We start from the raw sequence: 21,539 nt of genomic DNA, 5'->3' as shown, positions 1-21,539 counted from the left end.
GTTAGTGAAGGGCCTTTTGCAGAAGATCCCTGAGTGAGGGGGATAAACGGGTGGGTTTGAATGTGGCCGCGTGAACGGTGCAGACCTGAACGTCCGCCGTCACCAGCAGGGTGCCATTGCGCCGGGCCTGCTGGTGGAACTGGAGGGTTGATGCCCCCAGGTCGTCCACGGACGTGTGGATGTCGAGGCAGTCGTCCAGGCGCGCGGGCTGCCGATAGGCGAGTTCCGCGTGCCGGACGACGAACATGAGTTGTTCCCGTGCTGCCAGTTCACGTTGGTCGATCCCGAGCGCGCGCAGCCATTCGGTGCGGGCGCGCTCGAAAAACTTCAGGTAATTTGCGTAATAGACGACACCGCCGGTGTCGGTGTCCTCGTAATATACGCGAATCGACAGCACGCCGGCCGCCTGTGTAAGCGCAGAAGTCATTTTTTAGTGAGGCCGTGTGACAGATGCTGGGAGTCCGACCGACAACAGGCATGCTGCACCACAGCAGCCTACAAGGATTTTAGCGTTTCCAGAATGGTTGTGACAGCATCGCCGGGGGCCACCCGGTGAACCTGGCTCTCGCGCCGAGACTGGATTTCGACAATTCCTTCTTTCAGACCCCGGTCGCCCAGGGTGACGCGCAGCGGCACGCCGATCAGTTCCCAGTCCGCGAACATGATGCCCGGCCGCGCGTCCCTGTCGTCCAGGATGACGTCGACGCCCTGCGCCCTCAGATCCTGATACAACTCCTCGGCGGCGTTGCGTACTGTTTCACTTTTGCCCATGCCGATGGGGCAGAGCACGACCTCGAATGGCGCGATCGCCCGCGGCCAGATCATGCCGCGTTCGTCGTGGTTCTGCTCGATGGCGGCCGCGGAAATGCGGCTGATGCCGATGCCGTAGCAGCCCATCTGCAGCACGGCCGGCTTGCCGTCGGTTTCCAGGAAGGTGGCGCCCAGGGCGCGTGAATACTTGTCGCCCAGAAAGAATACGTGGCCGACCTCGATCCCGCGCTGGATGGCCAGGTGGCCGCCTTCGGGGGAGGGGTCGCCGTCGACGACATTGCGCAGATCGGCCACCAGACCAGCTTCAGGCAGGTCCCGTCCCCAGTTCACGCCGGTCAGGTGGTAGCCGGGCACGTTGGCGCCGCAGACGAAGTCGCCCATGTGGGCCACCGTGAGGTCGGCAATGATGGTAATGGCGTCCGCATCCAGGCCGACCGGCCCCAGGTATCCTGGCGCGCAATGGAAGACCGCGTCGATCTCGGCTTCAGAGGCCAGCCGGTAGCCCGCCTCGAAGCCAGGCAGCTTGCCGATCTTGATCTCGTTGGTTTCGTGGTCGCCGCGAATGAGCAGCAGCCAGATGCGCGCGGGTCCCTTGGCGGAATCGGTCGCCAGCACCACCGCTTTCACGGTTCGGGAAAGGTCGATGCCCAGATGCTGCGCCACGAGTTCGCATTTCGGGCAATCCGGTGTCTCCGCGCGGGTCAGGCTCTCGCGCGCCGGTTCGCGGCGTGGCAGCAGGTTGGGAGCGTCGGCGAGTTCGATGTTGGCGGCGTAGTCGGTGTCCGGGTTGTAGACGATCAGGTCTTCGCCGGTATCCGCAATCACCTGGAATTCGTGGCTGCGCGACCCGCCGATGGAGCCGGTATCAGCCGCCACGGCGCGGAAGGTCAGTCCCAGGCGGGTAAAGATGCGCTGGTAGGCCTCGTACATGATGTCGTAGCTGGCCAGCGCACCGGCCTCATCGCGATCGAAGGAGTATGCGTCCTTCATGGTGAATTCCCGGCCCCGCATCAGCCCGAAGCGCGGCCGGCGCTCGTCGCGGAACTTCGTCTGGATATGGTAGAAGTTCAGCGGCAACTGGCGCCAGCTATGGATCTCGTTGCGGGCGATGTCGGTGATGACTTCCTCGGAGGTCGGCTGCAGCACGAAGTCCCGTTGGTGGCGGTCCTTGATGCGCAGCAGTTCCGCACCGTACTTTTCCCACCGTCCCGATTCTTGCCAGAGTTCGGCGGGCTGGACCACCGGCATCAACAGTTCGATGGCGCCGGCACGGTTCATCTCGTCACGCACGACGGCTTCGATCTTCCGCAGAACCCTCAGTCCCATGGGCATGTAAGTGTAGATGCCGCCGGCAATTTTCCGGATCATGCCGGCCCGCGTCATCAACTGGTGGCTGACGACTTCCGCTTCCGCGGGGGCTTCCTTCAGGGTGTTCAAGTGGTACTTGCTGGCGTACATGGTAGGGATTCCGGTTGGTACGTATAATCGACGGTAATTGTATTGAATTCACAACCGAGGTGGCCCATGTTGGATCGCGAAGGCTACCGTCCCAACGTCGGCATCATTCTCGTCAACCAGAAAAACGAGGTTTTCTGGGGCAAACGGATCCGGGAACACGCCTGGCAGTTCCCCCAGGGCGGCATCAAGCACGGTGAAACGCCCGTGCAGGCGATGTATCGCGAGCTTCACGAGGAAGTCGGCTTGCGCCCCGAGCATGTGCGCATTGTGGGTCGGACGCGTGACTGGCTGCGCTATGACGTGCCGGAGCACTATGTGCGGCGCGAATTGCGCGGCCATTACAAAGGCCAGAAACAGATCTGGTTCCTGCTGCGCATGGTTGGCCATGACAGCGATGTGACATTGCGCGCGAGCGATTCGCCGGAATTCGACGCCTGGCGCTGGAACGCCTATTGGGTACCGCTGGAGGCTGTCATCGAATTCAAGCGCGAGGTCTATACCCTGGCGCTGAACGAGCTTTCGGCCCTTCTGTTTCGGCGTGGGCGTGAAAACCGCTATCTGCGGCATCGCAGCCCGCGCGGCGGCACGCGGCGTGACGATACCTCCGCCGGCCGGCGGGTCCCTCCCGACCCGGCTCATGCAACCAAGCCGGGTCCCGACTGAAAAGATTATGATGGACTCCTTTTTTGCGGCGCGCCGCGCCGGCACTCCGAAAGGTTTGATTGCATGCTCCAAGACCTAGATGCGTTATCCCAGCGGATCCAGCAAATCGTGCAGCTCGCCGGCGGCCTGCAATCCGAGCGTCGTGCGCTGCAGGCGCGCATTCGTCAGCTCGAGCAGGAATCCCAGGTCCTGAAGGACCAATACCAGCGGGAGCAAACAGAGTTCACGCGCATGTCCGAGCGGATCGCGCGGCATGACAAGGAAATCCAGGCCGCGCGCGACGAATCGCTGGAATTGCGCACGGCGCTGGAAGCCCAGGTGCGCGAGCAGCAGGCCCGGGCGGACGAGCTGGAACAACGCCTCGGCCGGGCCGAGGCCGATCGCGGGCGGCTGCGCCAGGCAGCGACAGGCGCGCGTCAGCAGATTCAATCCATACTCGAGCGCCTTCCCGGCGCGGAGGCCTGACCGTGGAACGTATTGATGTCTCCATCCTGGGGCGCGATTATTCGCTCGCCTGCCCCCCGGACGAAAAGGCGGCCCTGCTGACGGCCGTCCGGCATGTCGATCAGCGCATGCTGGCTATCAAGGGCAGTGGCAAGCTCGTCAGCAACGAACGCATTGCCGTGATGGCCGCCATCCAGATCGCCAATGAGCTGCTCACCATGCGCGCGCCCGACGGCCCCCTGAGCCATATTGCCCTGGGGGATTTCAAGGGTAAAATCGATGTCATGAACGGCATGCTGGACACTGTGTTGGGCGCTGCCGAATAGAACATTCCGGGCGCCTTGCGGTGTCCGGCCCGGTAAGTCCCTGCCGTGTTCGTGACCTGGCCATACATTCCTTGAACCAATGCTAAAGGCATAGGTTGCCGGATTGCCTGGTAGGAGTGCTACCTTAACTGGATAGCCCGAAGCCTCGCTGATGGCGACCACCGTGAACCTCAGGTTCCGGGATGCCGGCCTCGACGGCACAGGTGGGGCATGCTTGGAAGGCCCGTCGTGTTGATCGACGGGCCTTCGTTTTTCGGAGGCCTGCCGCAGGCAATGCGGCGGTCACGACCCCGGCCCCATTGGCGGGCAGCATTCACGTCGCCGGAGGCATCATGCAGGCAAACGCATCTTTCAGACATTTCTGGCTTGTGTCCTTCATGGGCCTGGCACTGCTGGCGGGGCCGGCTCGCGGTGCCGACGTCTCCGACGGTCCGGAGCCGCGGGCAACGCTGACGGCGCAGGCCACTTCCGAGGTCGCTCAGGACCAGGTGACGATCACGTTGGCCGCTGAAGTCTCCGGCGCATCCCAGGAAAAGGTGTCGCAGGCCCTGAACCAGCGCTTGCAGGATGCGCGCAAGCAGGCCGGCAGCCCCGCCGGTGTCACCCTGCAAAGTGGCGCGTACCGGATCTGGGCCATGAACGACCGCGATGGCAAGCTCTCGGAATGGCGCGGCCGTGCGGAGATGCTGCTGCGGTCTCGCGACTTTGCCGCGGCCTCCAGCCTGGCGGCGGATCTGAGCAATCGCATGCCGGTTGCGGGGTTGTCGTTCTCGGTTTCGGACGAGCGCCGTTCGGCAGAGGAGGAGAAGCTGCTGAGCCAGGCGGTAACCGCTTTCGGGACACGCGCGCAGGCCCTCACGCATGCCTTGGGTTTCGACCATTACCGCCTGAAGTCGGTGGATCTGGGGGATTCGGCGATGATCCCAGAATCGCCCGAGCCGCGCATGATGCGTGCGATGGCCGCCGATTCGGCGCCCGTCCCGCTCGAAGGCGGTCGCGAGCGTGTCACCGTGTCGGTTCGAGGCGTGATCTTTTTGCAGCCCAAATGAAGAGTGCCGCGCCGATGATGACCATGGGGATCGACAGGAGCTGCCCCATGGACATGCCTCCGATCAGCAACCCCAGGAAGACGTCGGGTTCGCGGGTGAATTCGACCAGGAATCGAAAAATCCCGTATCCCATCAGGAAGACCGCGCTGATTTGGCCGACGGGGCGCGGCTTGCGGGCGAACCACCAGATGATTCCGAAGAGCGCGAATCCTTCCAGCCCCATTTCGTAGAGTTGGGAGGGGTGGCGCGGGATGCCGTCCTGCGATCCGGGAAAGATCATGCCCCAGGGCAGATCCGTGGGGCGTCCCCACAGCTCGCCGTTGATGAAGTTGCCGAGGCGGCCCGTCGCCAGGCCCAGCGGGATGAGCGGAGCGATGAAGTCGCCGATCTCCAGCAGTGTGCGTCCCCGGCGGTGAGCGAAGAGCAACATGGCCAGCACCACGCCGATCAGGCCTCCGTGAAAGGACATGCCCCCTTCCCAGACCTGGAAGATCGCCAGCGGGTGAGCCAGGTAATCCTCGGGCTTGTAGAACAGCACATAACCCAGGCGTCCGCCCAGCACGACCCCCAGAACGCCGTAGAAGATAATGTCTTCCAGGTCATTCAGTGTCAGCCCACATGGGTGATGGCGAATGCGCCACCGCCCCAGCACCCACGCCAGCCCAAAACCGGCCAGATACATCAGGCCGTACCAGTGGATGGCCAGGGGGCCGATCTGCAGGGCGATGGGATCAATGTGGGGATAGGCGAGCATGGGCGAGTGCGGCTGAAAAAGTAATCAAGGATAATACCGTGATCAGGTTTGCGCGAGGACGAACTGTGCAGCATGAAGGTAAGGGTGGGCGACATCAGGCCGGATCCCAGCCGGTCCCGAGGCGCTGGGCACAGATCTTGCGCGCGTTGGCCTGGGTGGCGCTCGGCGGTCTGGTGTCGGGGCTGTCGACCGCGCGAGCCTCGGACAGGGCGGCGGCCGGGGCGCCGGTGCTCTCGGTAGCCGAGGGGCAGGCGCTGGCGGCGAAGAGTCGCTGCCTGGGTTGCCACCAAGTGGATAGCCGACGCGTGGGGCCTCCCTTTCGGGCGGTCGCGAAGCGGTTCCGGGGGCAGCCAGAGGCGGCACCTTATTTGGCCCGCGTCATGCGCCAAGGCAGCAGCGGTCAGTGGGGCGCCATTCCGATGCCGGCACAGACGCAGCTTTCGCCGGGGGACGCACTGGCTCTCGCGCAGTGGATTCTGTCGCTGGGGCAGCGCTGAGGCACGGCGAATCTCTTGACGTCGGGCCGGCGGGCGGTCGCGCCCGCAGTATGATTTTGCAACTGGCTTCGCGGCCACGATCGGGTACCGGGCGGGCCGTGCGGGGCACTGGATGGGTGTGATGGAGCAAGCCATTTTTGGCGGGGGTTGTTTCTGGTGCATGGAGCCCGTCTTTCGGGCGCTTCCCGGAGTCGAGACTGTCCAGGCCGGCTATTGTGGCGGGCACTTGGCGGCGCCCACGTATGAGCAGGTCTGCCGTCAGGACACTGGGCACGTGGAATGTGTGCGTATTGGTTTTGACGCCGGGCTGGTGTCGTACCGTACGTTGTGCGACGTTTTTTTTGGCACCCATGATCCCACCACCCTGGACCGCCAGGGGCACGACGTGGGGCCGCAGTATGCGTCGGTCATCTTTTATTTGGGCGAGGACCAGCACATCCGTGCCATGGACGCGCGGCGCGCTGCCCAGGCGGCTTTCGAGGCGCCCATCTGTACCCGGATCGAGCCGGCCGGCATTTTTTGGCCAGCGGAGGCCTACCACCAGGAATACTACCGGCACAATCCCGATCAGGGATACTGCCAGTTCGTCATCGCACCCAAAATGGCCAAGTTCCGCAAGCGTTTCGCGGCATTGCTGCGCGATGCCGGATAGCGTCTGAACGGCCGAGCGTCGCTCGGATCGATCTTTTGTTCGAAGCGGGGTGGCTTGGGGAGTACGCGCCGGAAGTTGAGGGGCTCAGTCCGTTTCGAGCCGTCTGCCCCAGCGCGTTCCCGGGCGGGTAAGCGCGGCCATGCCGGCCAGGATCGCCAGGGTCATCAGAACGCGGCCCAGCAGGATCACCCAAAGGCTTGCGCCCAACGCCACGATCAACAGCGTGTCCTCGATCAGCGCGTGGCACAGCGACAGCCAGGACAGGGCAAGCAGACGGGTTCTTCGGCTGTACTTCTCGCGCTCCGCCGCGTCGATGATGAGAGCGCCGCCGTAGGCAAGGCCCAGCAGAACCCCGACCGTGGTCAGTGGCGCGGCGCGTTCCTCCAGCCCCGACAGCTTGAGCACAGGCGTGAGCAGCCGCGTGATGACCGGTGTGATCTTCAGCCGTTCCAGCACGTCCAGCAGCACGACCAGGGCGATGATGATCAGCAGGATCAGCAGCATGGATTCGCCTGTGGACCAGAGCCAGCTTGCCAAGGTCTGAGGTCCCTGGCTCAATGAGGTGTCCTGCCGCATCCAGTTCAGCGATACTGGCGTCTGCATCCAGTCCATCGCTTCGGAGATTCGCGCGACCGCTGTGCCGCCCACCAGGGCGGCGGCCAACCGCAGTCCACCCGTGATCAGTGCACTGGCGCCTGCGCGCCTCGCGATGGATTGCTCCGTCGGCATATTGTGGGCGAACAGCATCATGAGCCCCAGCGCGCTGACCTGCGCCACCGTCATCTGCATGCCGTCCGCGAGGGCGGCCATGGACGCCATGCCGCCGTAGATGTTGGTGATGGCTGTCGTGACCCATATGATCCCCGCTTCCGGAGGCAGCCCCACCAGGGAGAGGGCCGGGGCCAGCGCTTCGCCGGCCGTCTGTACCCAGCCCAGCCGCTCAGCCACATAGACGACCGCCATCACGGGCAGCATGATGCGCGCGACCGTCAGGAACATATGGATGCTGCGTTGGCGGATGGTCTGGAGGTAGACAAACATGAAGGGACGAGCGCGGGGCCACAGGGTGAAGAGGCATTGTAGGCGGAGGCACACCCTCGACATTCTAGGGAAAACGGCAGGACGTCGAAGGGCGAACATGCAGTACCATTCCCGTGATGGCGCTATTGAGTCGTCAGCAAATGGCGGGAGACGATATGATGCCCACTGAGAGCCTGGATCAGACGGATTGCCTGATCCTGATGCATTTGCAGCGGGATGGCCGGATCAGCAATCAGGACCTGGCCCAAAAGGTCGCGCTGTCGCCCAGCCCCTGCTTGCGCCGGGTCCGGCGCCTCGAGGACCAGGGCTACATCCGGCGCTACGTGGCGCTGGTGGATCCAGAAAAGCTGGGCTTGGATCTGCTGGCTTACATCTTTGTCCGGCTGGACAAGTCACACCGGCCGGAACACGGGTCGATCCCCGACTTTGCCCGCGATGTCCAGGAATGGCCAGAAGTCGCCCAGTGCTATGCCATGTCCGGGGAAATGGACTATCTGCTCAGAGTACAGGTCCGGGATCTGCCGGCGTTCTCGCGCTTCGCGATGGACACGCTCATGCGCCACCCGGCCGTGGTGGATATCCGCAGCAGTTTCGCGCTCCAATCCATCAAGGAAACAACCGAACTGCCCACGCTCGCCGGCCCCGCTTGCGCGGGCTGAAACAAGCGTGCTATAGTTCGGTCTCTTCGCGGCACGGCCGCCCGGGTTAACCCGGACGACACAGGCGCAAGTCATTGATCTGCAGGCATTTTTGCCCGATCGACGATGGCGCCGCGGCGGGGAGCGCGGCGCGAGCCGCGGCGGTTTTCGGGTTTGACCTTGGGACGCGTTTCGTGTTTTAATCTCGGGCTCGACGGCAAGGTTTGAAGGTCTGGTTTTTCGGGTCTTTGGGCGCTTTCCGGGTGGTAGTGGGCAGGGCGTGGGGGGGTTGGTTTTTCCACGGTTTGCCGCCCCGGTGGCACTTGACAGGATCGGTTAAGTCCTTCATAATCTCGCTTCTCTGCTTGACCGCAGAATCGTTCTTTAACAACTTAACAGCCGATAAGTGTGGGCGCTTGACCGACCCTGGACCTGGTCACAGGCACAGCAAAGCAAGTGCTCACGCATACAGAAATGAAGAAGTAAGGTTGAGTTATCAATCTTTGTCTTTTTCTTTTTGAGTGATGCATAGCGAACGTATGACCCGTTCTACTTCGGTAGATGGGAAGTACACAAAACAGAGATTGAACTGAAGAGTTTGATCCTGGCTCAGATTGAACGCTAGCGGGATGCTTTACACATGCAAGTCGAACGGCAGCGCAGGGAGCTTGCTCCCGGGCGGCGAGTGGCGAACGGGTGAGTAATGTATCGGAACGTGCCCAGTAGCGGGGGATAACTACGCGAAAGCGTGGCTAATACCGCATACGCCCTACGGGGGAAAGGGGGGGATCGCAAGACCTCTCACTATTGGAGCGGCCGATATCGGATTAGCTGGTTGGTGGGGTAAAGGCCTACCAAGGCGACGATCCGTAGCTGGTTTGAGAGGACGACCAGCCACACTGGGACTGAGACACGGCCCAGACTCCTACGGGAGGCAGCAGTGGGGAATTTTGGACAATGGGGGCAACCCTGATCCAGCCATCCCGCGTGTGCGATGAAGGCCTTCGGGTTGTAAAGCACTTTTGGCAGGGAAGAAATGGGACGGGCGAATAACCCGGCTCGATGACGGTACCTGCAGAATAAGCACCGGCTAACTACGTGCCAGCAGCCGCGGTAATACGTAGGGTGCAAGCGTTAATCGGAATTACTGGGCGTAAAGCGTGCGCAGGCGGTTCGGAAAGAGAGGTGTGAAATCCCAGGGCTTAACCTTGGAACTGCACTTCTAACTACCGGGCTAGAGTACGTCAGAGGGGGGTAGAATTCCACGTGTAGCAGTGAAATGCGTAGAGATGTGGAGGAATACCGATGGCGAAGGCAGCCCCCTGGGATGATACTGACGCTCATGCACGAAAGCGTGGGGAGCAAACAGGATTAGATACCCTGGTAGTCCACGCCCTAAACGATGTCAACTAGCTGTTGGGGTTTATTAACCTCAGTAGCGCAGCCAACGCGTGAAGTTGACCGCCTGGGGAGTACGGTCGCAAGATTAAAACTCAAAGGAATTGACGGGGACCCGCACAAGCGGTGGATGATGTGGATTAATTCGATGCAACGCGAAAAACCTTACCTACCCTTGACATGTCCGGAATGCCGAAGAGATTTGGCAGTGCTCGCAAGAGAACTGGAACACAGGTGCTGCATGGCTGTCGTCAGCTCGTGTCGTGAGATGTTGGGTTAAGTCCCGCAACGAGCGCAACCCTTGCCATTAGTTGCCACATTGAGTTGGGCACTCTAATGGGACTGCCGGTGACAAACCGGAGGAAGGTGGGGATGACGTCAAGTCCTCATGGCCCTTATGGGTAGGGCTTCACACGTCATACAATGGTCGGGACAGAGGGTTGCCAAGCCGCGAGGCGGAGCCAATCTCAGAAACCCGATCGTAGTCCGGATCGCAGTCTGCAACTCGACTGCGTGAAGTCGGAATCGCTAGTAATCGCGGATCAGCATGTCGCGGTGAATACGTTCCCGGGTCTTGTACACACCGCCCGTCACACCATGGGAGTGGGTTTCACCAGAAGTAGGTAGCCTAACCGCAAGGAGGGCGCTTACCACGGTGAGATTCATGACTGGGGTGAAGTCGTAACAAGGTAGCCGTATCGGAAGGTGCGGCTGGATCACCTCCTTTAAGAACGTTGCCTCAAAGCCCGGCTCACGGGTTGGCGCAAGCGCTCACGCTTATCGGCTGTTGACAGTCACATGGTCTGCAAGTCCACGGCCCCGGGGCGCTGTCTGCCCGGAGACGAAGACGCGGGGTCAGTAGCTCAGTCGGTTAGAGCACCGTCTTGATAAGGCGGGGGTCGATGGTTCGAATCCATCTTGACCCACCACCGTTTCTCGCGGCAAGCGCACACGCACGGGGTCCTTCGCAAGGTGGCGGGGGGCGCGCGCGCCGGGTCGCGCTTGGCGGCGATGGGTTTCGGGGGATTAGCTCAGCTGGGAGAGCGCCTGCTTTGCATGCAGGAGGTCATCGGTTCGATCCCGTTATCCTCCACCAACGCCGCGCGTCGGCGAGGCGGACCATCCAAGCTCTAGTCACGAGCGCTTGTCTCTTGGGATGAGAAGGCGAGCGCTTCTGACTGGAAGGCGCACCCCTTGGCGGGGCGGCGTCCGACGGTGACCATGTTCTTTAACAATCTGGAAGAAGCACAACAATGTAGAAGCTGTGAGTTCACTTAAGTGTGAGCGCGCGGTGACTACGGGTTGTGATTGCAAAATCAATTGTTTAAGTTCTCAAGACAAATTGAGTCGTGCCCCTCCTTGGATGGACGCGACTTGACCTTGATGGAATTAGACGGCACAAACACGCGACACTCAAAATCCTAGCAACTGCAAAGTTATAGGATCAAGCGAATAAGTGCATATGGTGGATGCCTTGGCGATCACAGGCGATGAAGGACGTTGTAGCCTGCGAAAAGCTGCGGGGAGCTGGCAAACAAGCTTTGATCCGCAGATGTCCGAATGGGGAAACCCACAGCAGCGATGCTGTACCGTTGACTGAATACATAGGTCAACGGGGCGAACCGAGCGAACTGAAACATCTCAGTAGCTCGAGGAACAGAAATCAACCGAGATTCCGGCAGTAGCGGCGAGCGAAACCGGAGCAGCCTTGACGATTTAGCAGATTCGATAGTCGAACGGCCTGGAAAGGCCGGCCGTAGCATGGTGATAGCCCTGTAGACGAAATCGAGTCGGTGGAACTAGGCGTCAGACAAGTAGGGCGGGACACGTGAAATCCTGTCTGAACATGGGGGGACCATCCTCCAAGGCTAAATACTCGTGATCGACCGATAGTGAACCAGTACCGTGAGGGAAAGGCGAAAAGAACCCCGGAAGGGGAGTGAAATAGATCCTGAAACCGTATGCATACAAACAGTCGGAGCCTCCTTGTGGGGTGACGGCGTACCTTTTGTATAATGGGTCAGCGACTTACATTCAGTGGCAAGCTTAACCGAATAGGGAAGGCGTAGCGAAAGCGAGTCCGAACAGGGCGTCTCAGTCGCTGGGTGTAGACCCGAAACCAGGTGATCTATTCATGGCCAGGTTGAAGGCACGGTAACACGTGCTGGAGGACCGAACCCACTAACGTTGAAAAGTTAGGGGATGAGCTGTGGATAGGGGTGAAAGGCTAAACAAACCTGGAGATAGCTGGTTCTCTCCGAAAACTATTTAGGTAGTGCCTCACGTGATTACTGCTGGGGGTAGAGCACTGTTATAGCTAGGGGGTCATGATGACTTACCAACCTATGGCAAACTCCGAATACCGGCAAGTACAGCGTGGGAGACAGAGCACCGGGTGCTAACGTCCGGACTCAAGAGGGAAACAACCCAGACCGCCAGCTAAGGTCCCTAAAACGGGCTAAGTGGGAAACGAAGTGGGAAGGCACAGACAGTCAGGAGGTTGGCTTAGAAGCAGCCATCCTTTAAAGAAAGCGTAATAGCTCACTGATCGAGTCGTCCTGCGCGGAAGATGTAACGGGGCTCAAGCCAGTTACCGAAGCTGCGGATGCATGCGCAAGCGTGCGTGGTAGGAGAGCGTTCTGTAAGCCTGTGAAGGTGACTCGTAAGGGTTGCTGGAGGTATCAGAAGTGCGAATGCTGACATGAGTAGCGATAAAGGGGGTGAAAAGCCCCCTCGCCGTAAGTCCAAGGTTTCCTGCGCAACGTTCATCGGCGCAGGGTGAGTCGGCCCCTAAGGCGAGGCAGAGATGCGTAGCTGATGGGAAGCTGGTTAATATTCCAGCACCGTCGTGAGATGCGATGGGGGGACGGATGATGAAAGGTGATCGGGGTGTTGGATGTCCCCGTTGCTGCACCATAGAAGGCGCTTAGGTAAATCCGGGCGCGGGATTCAAGGGTGTGGCTGGACAGAGGTTTAGGCCTCTGGACTCATTGGCAGTTGTCCCAGGAAAAGCCTCTAAGCTTCAGTCTCACGAGACCGTACCGCAAACCGACACAGGTGGACGGGATGAATATTCCAAGGCGCTTGAGAGAACTCAGGAGAAGGAACTCGGCAAATTGATACCGTAACTTCGGGAGAAGGTATGCCCTGGTAGTGTGAGAGGCTCGCGCCTTGAGCACGAAGGGGCCGCAGTGAATCGGTGGCTGCGACTGTTTATTAAAAACACAGCACTCTGCCAAGACGAAAGTCGACGTATAGGGTGTGACGCCTGCCCGGTGCCGGAAGGTTAAGTGATGGGGTGCAAGCTCTTGATCGAAGCCCCGGTAAACGGCGGCCGTAACTATAACGGTCCTAAGGTAGCGAAATTCCTTGTCGGGTAAGTTCCGACCTGCACGAATGGCGTAACGATGGCCACACTGTCTCCTCCTGAGACTCAGCGAAGTTGAAATGTTTGTGATGATGCAATCTACCCGCGGCTAGACGGAAAGACCCCATGAACCTTTACTGTAGCTTTGCATTGAATTGTGAACCGGCCTGTGTAGGATAGGTGGGAGGCGTTGATACCGTGTCGCCAGATGCGGTGGAGCCACCCTTGAAATACCACCCTGGTCTGTTTGCGGTTCTAACCTTGGCCCGTTATCCGGGTTGGGGACAGTGCATGGTGGGCAGTTTGACTGGGGCGGTCTCCTCCTAAAGTGTAACGGAGGAGTACGAAGGTACGCTAGGTACGGTCGGAAATCGTGCTGATAGTGCAATGGCATAAGCGTGCTTGACTGTGAGACTGACAAGTCGAACAGGTGCGAAAGCAGGTCATAGTGATCCGGTGGTTCTGAATGGAAGGGCCATCGCTCAACGGATAAAAGGTACTCTGGGGATAACAGGCTGATTCCTCCCAAGAGTTCATATCGACGGGGGAGTTTGGCACCTCGATGTCGGCTCATCTCATCCTGGGGCTGTAGCCGGTCCCAAGGGTATGGCTGTTCGCCATTTAAAGAGGTACGTGAGCTGGGTTTAAAACGTCGTGAGACAGTTTGGTCCCTATCTGCCGTGGGCGTTGGATACTTGACGGAGCCTGCTCCTAGTACGAGAGGACCGGAGTGGACGCACCGCTGGTGTATCGGTTGTCATGCCAATGGCATTGCCGAGTAGCTATGTGCGGAAGAGATAAACGCTGAAGGCATCTAAGCGTGAAACTCGTCTGAAGATTAGGTATCCCGGGGGCTTGACCCCCCTGAAGGGTCGTCCGAGACCAGGACGTTGATAGGCTGGGTGTGGAAGCGCGGCAACGCGCGCAGCTAACCAGTACTAATGGCCCGTGCGGCTTGATCCTATAACCTTGCGGTTGATCCCCGCGCGCGCTCCCCCGTGGAGGTCGCGCGCACCGGACACCCGGGTTCATACGGATGCGCGTGTGTGTGCGTGTCGCTGCCCCAGGGACAGCGGCCGCTGATTTTGCAAACCTGTGTTGCGCTTCTTCCAATTGCGCGAGCCGGCCCCCGTCAGAGGGCCCGCCCGCAACCCGTTATGCTTGACGACCATAGCAAGGTGGACCCACTCCTTCCCTTCCCGAACAGGACCGTGAAACGCCTTTGCGCCGATGATAGTGGATGAACATCTGTGAAAGTAGGTCATCGTCAGGCTCTTATCGCCCAAAGCCCCTGCAGCGTATACTGCAGGGGCTTTGTCTTTTTTTGCGTACCGCTATGGAGATCCCATGATCCAGGATGACGACACTCCCGAGGCCGACAAGGGCCTGGCTCAGCGCCCCCTCATCCATCTGATCTACGGGCTGTTCGCGCTGGGCATCCTGTCGTTCGGACTGTTCGGCCCGGCCGTCATTGCGGCGGTGGTGCTGGCGTATCTGAAGCGTGCGGACATGGTGGGGACGGTCTATGCCGGCCACATCGACTGGGTCATCCGTACGTTCTGGTGGGGACTGCTGTGGATGGTGCTCAGCGCAATCGCCGCAATGGTGTTCGTGGGCTTTTTGACCGGCGTGGTGGCGATGATCTGGATCATCTATCGGCTGATCAAGGGCTGGCTGGCGCATTGCGCCGGGGAAACGCCGATGCCCGGATTCTGATGGACCGGTCAACGTCGGCGAAGAGCGAGCGGGCTTCGGCCGCGCTGCGGCCAGCGTCCCGTTTGATCAAAGCCGGCCAAACGGGATGCCAGGCACTTATTTCAGATGCTGACTGACCAGCTTGGTCAGCTCGAACATGGAAACCTGGTCCTTGCCGAACAGCGGCCGCAGCTTCGCGTCGGCGTTGATGTTGCGGCGGTTCGCGGGATCCTGAAGATTGTGCTTCTTGATGTAGTCCCAGATGCGCTTGGTGACTTCCGTACGGGGTACGGGCTCCTTGCCGATCACTGCAGCCAGCGTGTCGCTGGGGGTCAAGGGCTTCATGAATGCCGCATTGGGCTTGCGACCAGACTTTTCCGTGGTTGCCATGTAATCAGGCTCCTGTTAAATGAATTGCCCCCGCAGCATACCGCGCCTTTCCCCTAAAGACAAAGCGCTCCGCTGACTTTCGTCCGGACCGCTTCTCTCCGAACTCTTCTCTTGCGAGCAATCGAATGACTGCGCCTTCCTCCCTCATGCCGTCCACGTCCCGGTCCGCGAGACCGGCGAAGCCTTCAGCACACGCCGACGGACCGCTTGAAATCACGCTGATCCGGCCCGACGACTGGCACCTGCACTTGCGGGACGGCGACACCTTGTTGTCGGTGGTCGCGGATTCCGCGCGCCAGTTCGGCCGCGCCATCATCATGCCGAACCTCAAGCCGCCGGTCACCACGACTTCGGCCGCGGAGGCTTATCGAACCCGAATTCTGGACGCCCTGGAACAGGCGGGGGTCCCGGCGGGAGCCTTTGATCCGCTCATGACGCTGTATCTGACGGACAGGACACCGCCGGACGAGATCCGCCGGGCGCACGACAGCGGTTTCATTCATGGTGTGAAGCTCTACCCGGCGGGCGCCACCACCAATTCCGATTCCGGTGTGACCGATCTGCTGGGCAACTGTCGCCCCACCCTGGAAGCCATGCAGGAGGTCGGGATGCCGCTGCTCATGCATGGCGAGGTGACCGATCCGCAGGTGGATGTTTTCGATCGCGAGGCCGTCTTCATCGAACGCGTGATGCGGCCGCTGCGCCGAGATTTTCCCGCGCTGAAGGTGGTCTTCGAGCATCTGACCACCGCCGACGGGGTCGCTTATGTCCGCGAGGCCTCCGGGCCGGTGGCCGCGACGCTGACGGCGCATCATCTGCTCTATAACCGCAATGCACTTTTCCGGGGTGGCCTGCGGCCGCACTATTACTGTCTGCCCATCCTGAAGCGCGAGAGGCACCGGCAGGCGCTGCTGGAAGCCGCGACCAGCGGCGACCCACGTTTCTTCCTGGGAACGGACAGTGCGCCGCACCCGCGGGATGCCAAGGAGCAGGACTGCGGCTGCGCCGGCTGCTATACGGCCTTTCATGCGATGGCACTCTACGCGACTGCTTTCGACATGCAGGGCCGCCTCGATCGCCTGGAGGCGTTCGCGAGCCTCAATGGGCCACGCTTTTACGGTCTGGCGCCCAATTCTGGAACGATCACGCTCGAACGCTGCGAGACCGCCATTCCGCATTCGTTGGCGATGGCGGGCACCGAGGTGGTCCCGCTGGCAGCGGGCGAGACGCTGGGCTGGCGGTTGCGGCGATGAATCTTGATCGCCGCCAGCGGGCCGCCGGCGCGCCCATCGCCCGGTTACCGGCCCTGCTTGTCTTCGAGCGCGGTCCAGCGCTCGAAGAGGGCATCGAGCCGAGTCTGCAGCGATTGCAGCGACTGCTGGATCTGCTCCGCCTTGGCGGCGCCTTCCCGGTAGAGATCAGGATCGGACAGGGACTGCGCCAGACCGGTCTGCTCTGCCTCCAGCGCCGCGATTTGGGCTGGCAATGCCTCCAGCTCTTCGCGCTCCCAAGGTGCCAGGCGGCCCTTGCGGGGCTTGGCGGGGGATGCGGGTGACGCCGCCGTGCCTGGCTCGGCAGCCGCTGCGGCCGGACCCGTCCCGGGAGCCGCGCCTCCGTCTGGCACGCCCGCCGCTGCGCGCGGCCGCTGCTGCTCCCAGTCCTCAAATCCCCCCACATATTCCCGCCACAGGCCGTCACCCTCGGCCGCGATGGTCTGGGTGATGACATTGTCCAGGAAGGCCCGATCGTGGCTGACCAGCAGCACCGTTCCCTGGTAGTCCTGCAGCAGGTTCTCCAGCAGTTCCAGCGTGTCGATGTCGAGGTCGTTGGTGGGCTCGTCCAGAACCAGCACGTTGTGAGGCTGCGCGAACATGCGGGCCAGCGCCAGGCGCGCGCGCTCCCCGCCCGACAGCGTGGACACCGGAGAGCGGGCCCGGGCCGCCGGGAACAGGAAGTCCTCGAGGTAGCTCATGACGTGCTTGCGCTCGCCGCCGATCTCGACCCATTCGCTGCCCGGGCTGATGGTGTCGGCGAGAGTGGCCGACTCGTCCAGGTGGTCGCGCATCTGGTCGAAATAGCCGACCGACAGATTGGTGCCCAGGCGTGCCTGGCCCCGCAGCGGTTTGAGCTCTCCGAGCAGGATGCGCAGCAGCGTGGTCTTGCCGGCTCCGTTGGGGCCGATAAGGCCGATCCGGTCGCCGCGCTGGACCAGCGTGCTGAAGTCCCGGATGAGGGTACGATCGCCGAAGCCGTGCGTGATGTGCGACAGTTCGACCACGCGTTTGCCCGATCGCTGCCCGTCGGACAATCCGAAGCGCACCTGCCCCTGCTGGTCCCGCCGTGCCGCACGTTCGCGCCGGAGCGCTTCCAGCCGCCGCACGCGCCCCTCGTTGCGGGTCCGCCGGGCTTCGATGCCCTTGCGGATCCACACTTCTTCTTGCGACAGCAGCTTGTCGAACCGGGCGTTCGCCTGTTGTTCAGCCGCCAGCCACTGCGCCTTGCGGGCTTGCCAGGCGGAGAAGTTGCCCGGGAAGCTCAGGAGCTGGCCGCGGTCCAGCTCGATGATGCGGGTGGCCACGGCATCCAGGAAGCGCCGGTCGTGGGTGATCACGATGACTGTGGCCCGCGTTTTGCGCAGCGCTTCTTCCAGCCACGCGATCCCTTCGAAGTCCAGATGGTTGGTGGGCTCGTCCAGCAGCAGCAGATCAGGCTCGTCCACAAACGCATGGGCGAGGGCGACGCGCTTGCGCGTGCCTCCGGACAGCCGCTCGAGCCGCAGATCGGGTGAGAGGCCCAGTGCGTCGATGAGCGCCCCCGCCCGGGCCGGGCGCTGCCAGTCTTCGGAGACCAGCAGGTCGCCGCACAGATAATCCAGCAGCGTGATGCCCTCCGGAAGTTCCGGTTCCTGTTCGACGGTGGCCGTGCGCAGGCCGCTGCGCCGCTGGAGGTCGCCGTCATCCAGTTGTACGCGCCCGTCCAGGACGCGCAGCAGCGATGATTTGCCGGCACCGTTGCGGCCGATGAGACCGATGCGCTCTCCCGCAAGCAGGGTCAGATCCGCGTGGTCCAGCAAAGGGTGATGGCCGTAGGCGAGCTGGGCCTGGGCCAGTGTCAACAAGGTATCGGGCATGGGCGTGCAATCAATGCGCAAACCCCATTGTCGCAGTTTTGCGCCGGTGGCTTGGCCGGAATCCCGTACAATGCCGTTGCGGGGCAGATCGGGCGATCGCGGTGCCGTTTCACGGTAACGAGGAAGGTCCGGACTCCATCGGGCGCGATAGCGGCCAACGGCCGTCCGGCGACCCCTTTTGGGCGAGCCGAGGAACAGGGCCACAGAGACGAGTCTGTTGCGGGGGTGCGCGTCAGCGCACACGGGTACGGCGACTTCCGTACCGTCCGGGCAGCATGGCTGCCTGGCCGCGGCAGGGTGAAACGCGGCAACCTCTATCGGGAGCAACACCAAATAGGCATGCGCCGGCTTCGTGCCGACAGGGCGGCCCGTCCTGGTATGCGGGTAGGTGGCTAGAGCGCGCCAGCAATGGCGCGACCAGAGGAATGATCGTCCGCCGGGGAAACCTGGTGTACAGAATCCGGCCTATAGATCTGTTCCGCACTTTCGATTTCAGCGGGCGGGGTTCCGGTCCCCATGGCAGCCCGCTTCGCACCACCGGCCTGAGATAGGGAATTGTTCGCATAGGGTGCAGCCATGAGGCTGTGCTACTCTGGGCGGCAATCTTTTGAAACCGACGGGCTCATTTCCTCTGGTGAAATGGGTGCAACGACCGGACAGCCCTCCTACAGGAGACATCGGTGGCACACACGACGGACTCGCCCCAGCAGGGCGGGGAGCAACCCGCATCCTGGCTGCTCGAAGTCCAGGATCTGACCAAGAGCTTCGGGGGCCTGCGGGCTGTCGACCACTGCTCCTTCCGGGTGGCGCAGGGCACCATCACCGGCCTCATCGGCCCCAATGGCGCCGGCAAGACCACGGTCTTCAATCTGATCACCGGTTTCATCGCCCACGATTCCGGCCGCATCGTGCTGGATGGCCAGGATATCGGCAGCTTGCGCCCGGACCAGATTTTCGCCCGGGGGTTGTGCCGCACCTTCCAGATCCCCCGCGAGCATGGCACCATGAGCGTGCTCGAAAACCTGCTGCTGGTGCCCCCAAACCAGAGTGGAGAGCACTGGTGGCGCGCATTGTGGGGCGGCCGTCGGCTTCGCGACGAGGAAACGGGCAATCTGGCAAAGGCCCGCGAAGTCCTGGAATATCTTCAACTGACCCACGTGCAGAACGAATACGCGGGCAACCTTTCAGGAGGCCAGAAGAAGCTGCTCGAACTGGGCCGCACGCTGATGGCCGATCCCAAGATCATCCTGCTCGATGAGCCGGCCGCCGGCGTGAACCGCACGCTGCTGCAAAGCATCGTGAGCAACATCCGCTATCTGGCGCGCGAACGCGGCATCACCTTCCTGCTGATCGAACATGACATGAACATGGTCATGAGCCTGTGCGATCCGGTCATTGTCATGAGCGAGGGCCGCAAGCTCGCCGAGGGCGAACCGGAGATCGTACGCAACGACAAGGCAGTCCTCGAAGCCTATCTGGGGGGGCAGTATGCCACTGCTGAAGGTTGATGCCGTGACCGCCGGCTATGGCGACACGGAGATCCTGCGTGGCCTGTCGATCCGTGTGGAACCCCATGAAGTCGTGTCCATCATCGGCCCGAATGGCGCCGGTAAGTCCACGCTCATGAAGACTATTTTCGGGCTGCTGCACCCGCGAGAGGGCTCCATTACGTTCGATGGCCAGGACATCACTCATTTCGCGCCGCACCGCATCGTGCGCCAGGGCATGTGCTATGTGCCGCAGGTCGCCAATGTGTTCACCACGCTGACGGTCGAAGAGAACCTCGAAATGGGGGCGTTCCCGTTGGGCAAGGCCGATCTGACCGAGAGCAAGGACCGTGTATACGCCATGTTCCCCAAGCTGCGTCAGCGGCGGCGCCAGCTCGCGGGCAAGATGTCCGGCGGGGAACGGCAGATGGTGGCCATGGGAAGCGCGTTGATGCTCAATCCCAAGCTCCTGCTGCTGGATGAGCCGACAGCGGCGCTGTCTCCCAAGCTCGTGGACGAAATCTTCGGGCGGATTGCGCGAATCAGCGAAACCGGCATCTCGGTGCTGATGGTGGAGCAGAACGCTCGTCAGTCGCTGAACATGGCGGATAGGGGTTACGTGCTGGCCAGCGGCGAGAACCGCCACGAGGGCACCGGCAAGGAACTGCTCGAGGACCCCAATGTCGGGCGCCTCTACCTGGGAGGTTGAAGTGATGGTCGATAGCAGGCAAGCCGTGACTGACGCCGTGCCGGACCAGGCCGCCGCGGTCGAGGCGCGAGACGAGGAAGGCATGCGCAGTTCCCGGTTCGTGGGGGCCGTGCTGCTGCTGGTGCTGATCGCGATGTGGGTCGCAGGCTGGCTTTCCGGAACCAGCGCCGAGCAGATGCTGTCGCTGACGGTATGGGGCGTGATGCTGGGCGGCATCATTGCGCTGGGCGGCATTGGCCTGACACTGTGCTATGGCGTGCTGAAGTTCCCCAACTTTGCTCACGGCGAGTTCCTGACGCTGGGTGCCTACGTGACGTATGGCGTCGTGCTGGCGCTGCCGCAGAGCAATCCGATCTGGCGATTTTCGTTCGGCTGGGAATTGATCGCCGGTCTGCTGGTTTCCGCCGTCGTCACGGCTATCGTGGCGATCATCCTGGATCATTTTCTGTATCGACCGTTGCGCAAGCACATGTCGCCGCTGGTGCTGCTGGCCATGGCGTCGCTCGGGATGGAGTTCCTGCTGCGCGGTGCGGTCTACCTGATCTGGGGATCGGATTTCCACTTTTATTATTCGGGACGATCCAATCCCGCCTTGCAGCTGCCGTTCGGGCTGCGGATCCAGGCCGACCAGTTCTTCGTCTTTGCGCTGGCCGTGATCCTCGTGGCGACCATGTACTGGATGCTGACGCGTACCCGGATCGGCAAGGCCATGCGCGCGTCCGCCGACAATCCCGATCTTGCCCAGGTGCGCGGCATCAATACCGAACAGGTCATCGCCTGGACCTGGATCATCGGCGCCGCCATGGCGGCAGTCGGCGGGGCGATGTACGGCCTGGCCTCGCAGTTGCGTCCCGACATGGGGTTCGTGCTGCTGCTGCCGCTGTTTGCGGCCGTCATCATGGGCGGGATCGGCAGCGCCTGGGGCGCGCTGGTCGGGTCTGTCATCATCGGTGTGGCCATGCAGTTGACCTCGGCCTTCATGAACCCGGCCTATGGGCCGGCCGTTGCCTTCGTGCTGATGGTCCTGGTGCTGCTGATGCGGCCGCAGGGCCTTTTCGTTCAACGTTAGG

18 protein-coding genes, 2 tRNA genes, 3 rRNA genes and 2 other RNA genes are annotated in these 21,539 nt (G+C 61.8%); 19 read left to right on the top strand and 6 right to left on the bottom strand.

Annotated elements, in window-relative coordinates; translation table 11 throughout:
• Position 1: 1 nt before the first annotated feature.
• Both ybgC and ACVCMJ_RS08745 read right to left on the bottom strand, forming a co-directional pair.
• Positions 2–427, bottom strand: a complete 426-nt coding sequence (gene ybgC / locus ACVCMJ_RS08750) for a tol-pal system-associated acyl-CoA thioesterase (protein WP_447081028.1) — start codon at positions 425–427, stop codon at positions 2–4.
• 68 nt (positions 428–495) lie between these two features.
• Positions 496–2,229, bottom strand: a complete 1,734-nt coding sequence (locus ACVCMJ_RS08745) for a proline--tRNA ligase (protein ID WP_447081027.1) — start codon at positions 2,227–2,229, stop codon at positions 496–498.
• A 66-nt stretch (positions 2,230–2,295) separates the two neighbouring features.
• Between ACVCMJ_RS08745 and ACVCMJ_RS08740 the strand changes: the two genes are divergently transcribed.
• From ACVCMJ_RS08740 to ACVCMJ_RS08720, 5 genes are all read left to right on the top strand, one after another.
• On the top strand, positions 2,296–2,892 hold the full coding sequence (locus ACVCMJ_RS08740) for an RNA pyrophosphohydrolase (protein WP_447081026.1): 597 nt from the start codon (positions 2,296–2,298) through the stop codon (positions 2,890–2,892).
• A gap of 63 nt (positions 2,893–2,955) precedes the next feature.
• A complete protein-coding gene (locus ACVCMJ_RS08735; protein WP_447081025.1) occupies positions 2,956–3,357 on the top strand; it encodes a hypothetical protein in 402 nt (133 codons plus the stop codon).
• Between the two features lie 2 nt (positions 3,358–3,359).
• Positions 3,360–3,662, top strand: a complete 303-nt coding sequence (locus ACVCMJ_RS08730; protein WP_447081024.1) for a cell division protein ZapA — start codon at positions 3,360–3,362, stop codon at positions 3,660–3,662.
• Positions 3,663–3,696: 34 nt separating this feature from the next.
• Positions 3,697–3,876, top strand: a non-coding RNA gene (ssrS, locus tag ACVCMJ_RS08725) — 6S RNA.
• A gap of 118 nt (positions 3,877–3,994) precedes the next feature.
• On the top strand, positions 3,995–4,711 hold the full coding sequence (locus ACVCMJ_RS08720; protein WP_447081023.1) for an SIMPL domain-containing protein: 717 nt from the start codon (positions 3,995–3,997) through the stop codon (positions 4,709–4,711).
• Here ACVCMJ_RS08720 and lgt read toward each other — a convergent pair.
• Complete coding sequence (lgt, locus tag ACVCMJ_RS08715) at positions 4,668–5,465, bottom strand: prolipoprotein diacylglyceryl transferase (RefSeq protein ID WP_447081022.1); 798 nt, start codon at positions 5,463–5,465, stop codon at positions 4,668–4,670. The genes ACVCMJ_RS08720 and lgt overlap by 44 nt on opposite strands.
• A 182-nt stretch (positions 5,466–5,647) precedes the next feature.
• Here lgt and ACVCMJ_RS08710 point away from each other — a divergent pair, with 182 nt between their 5' ends.
• Together ACVCMJ_RS08710 and msrA are read left to right on the top strand one after the other, a co-directional pair.
• Positions 5,648–5,962: a c-type cytochrome gene (locus tag ACVCMJ_RS08710; protein ID WP_447082713.1), complete on the top strand. Its 315-nt coding sequence runs from the start codon at positions 5,648–5,650 to the stop codon at positions 5,960–5,962.
• Positions 5,963–6,083: 121 nt separating this feature from the next.
• Positions 6,084–6,614, top strand: coding sequence for a peptide-methionine (S)-S-oxide reductase MsrA (gene msrA / locus ACVCMJ_RS08705; RefSeq protein ID WP_447081021.1), 531 nt, complete (start codon positions 6,084–6,086; stop codon positions 6,612–6,614).
• 84 nt (positions 6,615–6,698) lie between these two features.
• Here msrA and ACVCMJ_RS08700 read toward each other — a convergent pair whose 3' ends face one another.
• Positions 6,699–7,655, bottom strand: coding sequence for a nucleoside recognition domain-containing protein (locus ACVCMJ_RS08700; RefSeq protein WP_447081020.1), 957 nt, complete (start codon positions 7,653–7,655; stop codon positions 6,699–6,701).
• Between the two features lie 158 nt (positions 7,656–7,813).
• On the opposite strand from ACVCMJ_RS08700, the gene ACVCMJ_RS08695 reads away from it, so the two are divergent.
• The 7 genes from ACVCMJ_RS08695 to ACVCMJ_RS08665 all read left to right on the top strand — a co-directional run bounded on the left by ACVCMJ_RS08695 (position 7,814) and on the right by ACVCMJ_RS08665 (position 14,774).
• Positions 7,814–8,314 carry an Lrp/AsnC family transcriptional regulator gene (locus ACVCMJ_RS08695; RefSeq protein WP_447082712.1) on the top strand — a complete coding sequence of 167 codons (501 nt, stop codon included), beginning with the start codon at positions 7,814–7,816 and terminating at the stop codon, positions 8,312–8,314.
• A 565-nt stretch (positions 8,315–8,879) separates the two neighbouring features.
• A 16S ribosomal RNA gene (locus tag ACVCMJ_RS08690) occupies positions 8,880–10,418 on the top strand.
• A 125-nt stretch (positions 10,419–10,543) separates the two neighbouring features.
• Positions 10,544–10,620: transfer RNA gene (locus ACVCMJ_RS08685), tRNA-Ile, on the top strand.
• A gap of 91 nt (positions 10,621–10,711) precedes the next feature.
• Positions 10,712–10,787, top strand: a tRNA-Ala gene (locus ACVCMJ_RS08680).
• A 346-nt stretch (positions 10,788–11,133) separates the two neighbouring features.
• A 23S ribosomal RNA gene (locus ACVCMJ_RS08675) occupies positions 11,134–14,021 on the top strand.
• A gap of 197 nt (positions 14,022–14,218) precedes the next feature.
• Positions 14,219–14,331: ribosomal RNA gene (gene rrf / locus ACVCMJ_RS08670) — 5S ribosomal RNA — on the top strand.
• The 16S, 23S and 5S rRNA genes sit together here with 2 tRNA genes alongside, the layout of an rRNA operon.
• 74 nt (positions 14,332–14,405) lie before the next feature.
• Complete coding sequence (locus tag ACVCMJ_RS08665; protein ID WP_447081019.1) at positions 14,406–14,774, top strand: DUF4870 family protein; 369 nt, start codon at positions 14,406–14,408, stop codon at positions 14,772–14,774.
• A gap of 96 nt (positions 14,775–14,870) precedes the next feature.
• On the opposite strand, the gene ACVCMJ_RS08660 is transcribed toward ACVCMJ_RS08665, so the two are convergent.
• Positions 14,871–15,143 (bottom strand): SWIB/MDM2 domain-containing protein, encoded by a 273-nt coding sequence (locus tag ACVCMJ_RS08660; protein WP_447081018.1) that lies wholly within the window; start codon positions 15,141–15,143, stop codon positions 14,871–14,873.
• A gap of 146 nt (positions 15,144–15,289) precedes the next feature.
• Between ACVCMJ_RS08660 and pyrC the strand changes: the two genes are divergently transcribed.
• Positions 15,290–16,396: a dihydroorotase gene (gene pyrC / locus ACVCMJ_RS08655; protein WP_447082711.1), complete on the top strand. Its 1,107-nt coding sequence runs from the start codon at positions 15,290–15,292 to the stop codon at positions 16,394–16,396.
• A 44-nt stretch (positions 16,397–16,440) separates the two neighbouring features.
• On the opposite strand, the gene ACVCMJ_RS08650 is transcribed toward pyrC, so the two are convergent.
• Positions 16,441–18,273, bottom strand: a complete 1,833-nt coding sequence (locus ACVCMJ_RS08650; RefSeq protein ID WP_447081017.1) for an ATP-binding cassette domain-containing protein — start codon at positions 18,271–18,273, stop codon at positions 16,441–16,443.
• A gap of 80 nt (positions 18,274–18,353) precedes the next feature.
• On the opposite strand from ACVCMJ_RS08650, the gene rnpB reads away from it, so the two are divergent.
• The 4 genes from rnpB (at position 18,354) to ACVCMJ_RS08630 (ending at position 21,538) form a co-directional block, all read left to right on the top strand.
• Positions 18,354–18,757: RNase P RNA component class A (rnpB, locus tag ACVCMJ_RS08645), an RNA gene on the top strand.
• A gap of 196 nt (positions 18,758–18,953) precedes the next feature.
• Positions 18,954–19,781: an ABC transporter ATP-binding protein gene (locus ACVCMJ_RS08640; protein WP_447081016.1), complete on the top strand. Its 828-nt coding sequence runs from the start codon at positions 18,954–18,956 to the stop codon at positions 19,779–19,781.
• Positions 19,762–20,469 (top strand): ABC transporter ATP-binding protein, encoded by a 708-nt coding sequence (locus ACVCMJ_RS08635; RefSeq protein WP_447081015.1) that lies wholly within the window; start codon positions 19,762–19,764, stop codon positions 20,467–20,469. The genes ACVCMJ_RS08640 and ACVCMJ_RS08635 overlap by 20 nt, the downstream gene beginning before the upstream one ends.
• A gap of 25 nt (positions 20,470–20,494) precedes the next feature.
• Entirely contained in the window at positions 20,495–21,538 is a 1,044-nt protein-coding gene (locus tag ACVCMJ_RS08630; protein WP_447081014.1) for a branched-chain amino acid ABC transporter permease, read from the top strand.
• Position 21,539: the final 1 nt, after the last annotated feature.

Source organism: Castellaniella sp. UC4447_H14 (assembly GCF_052978285.1).
The sequence above is the reverse complement of the archived record's forward strand: the minus strand, read 5'-3'. Positions and strand labels throughout refer to the sequence as shown.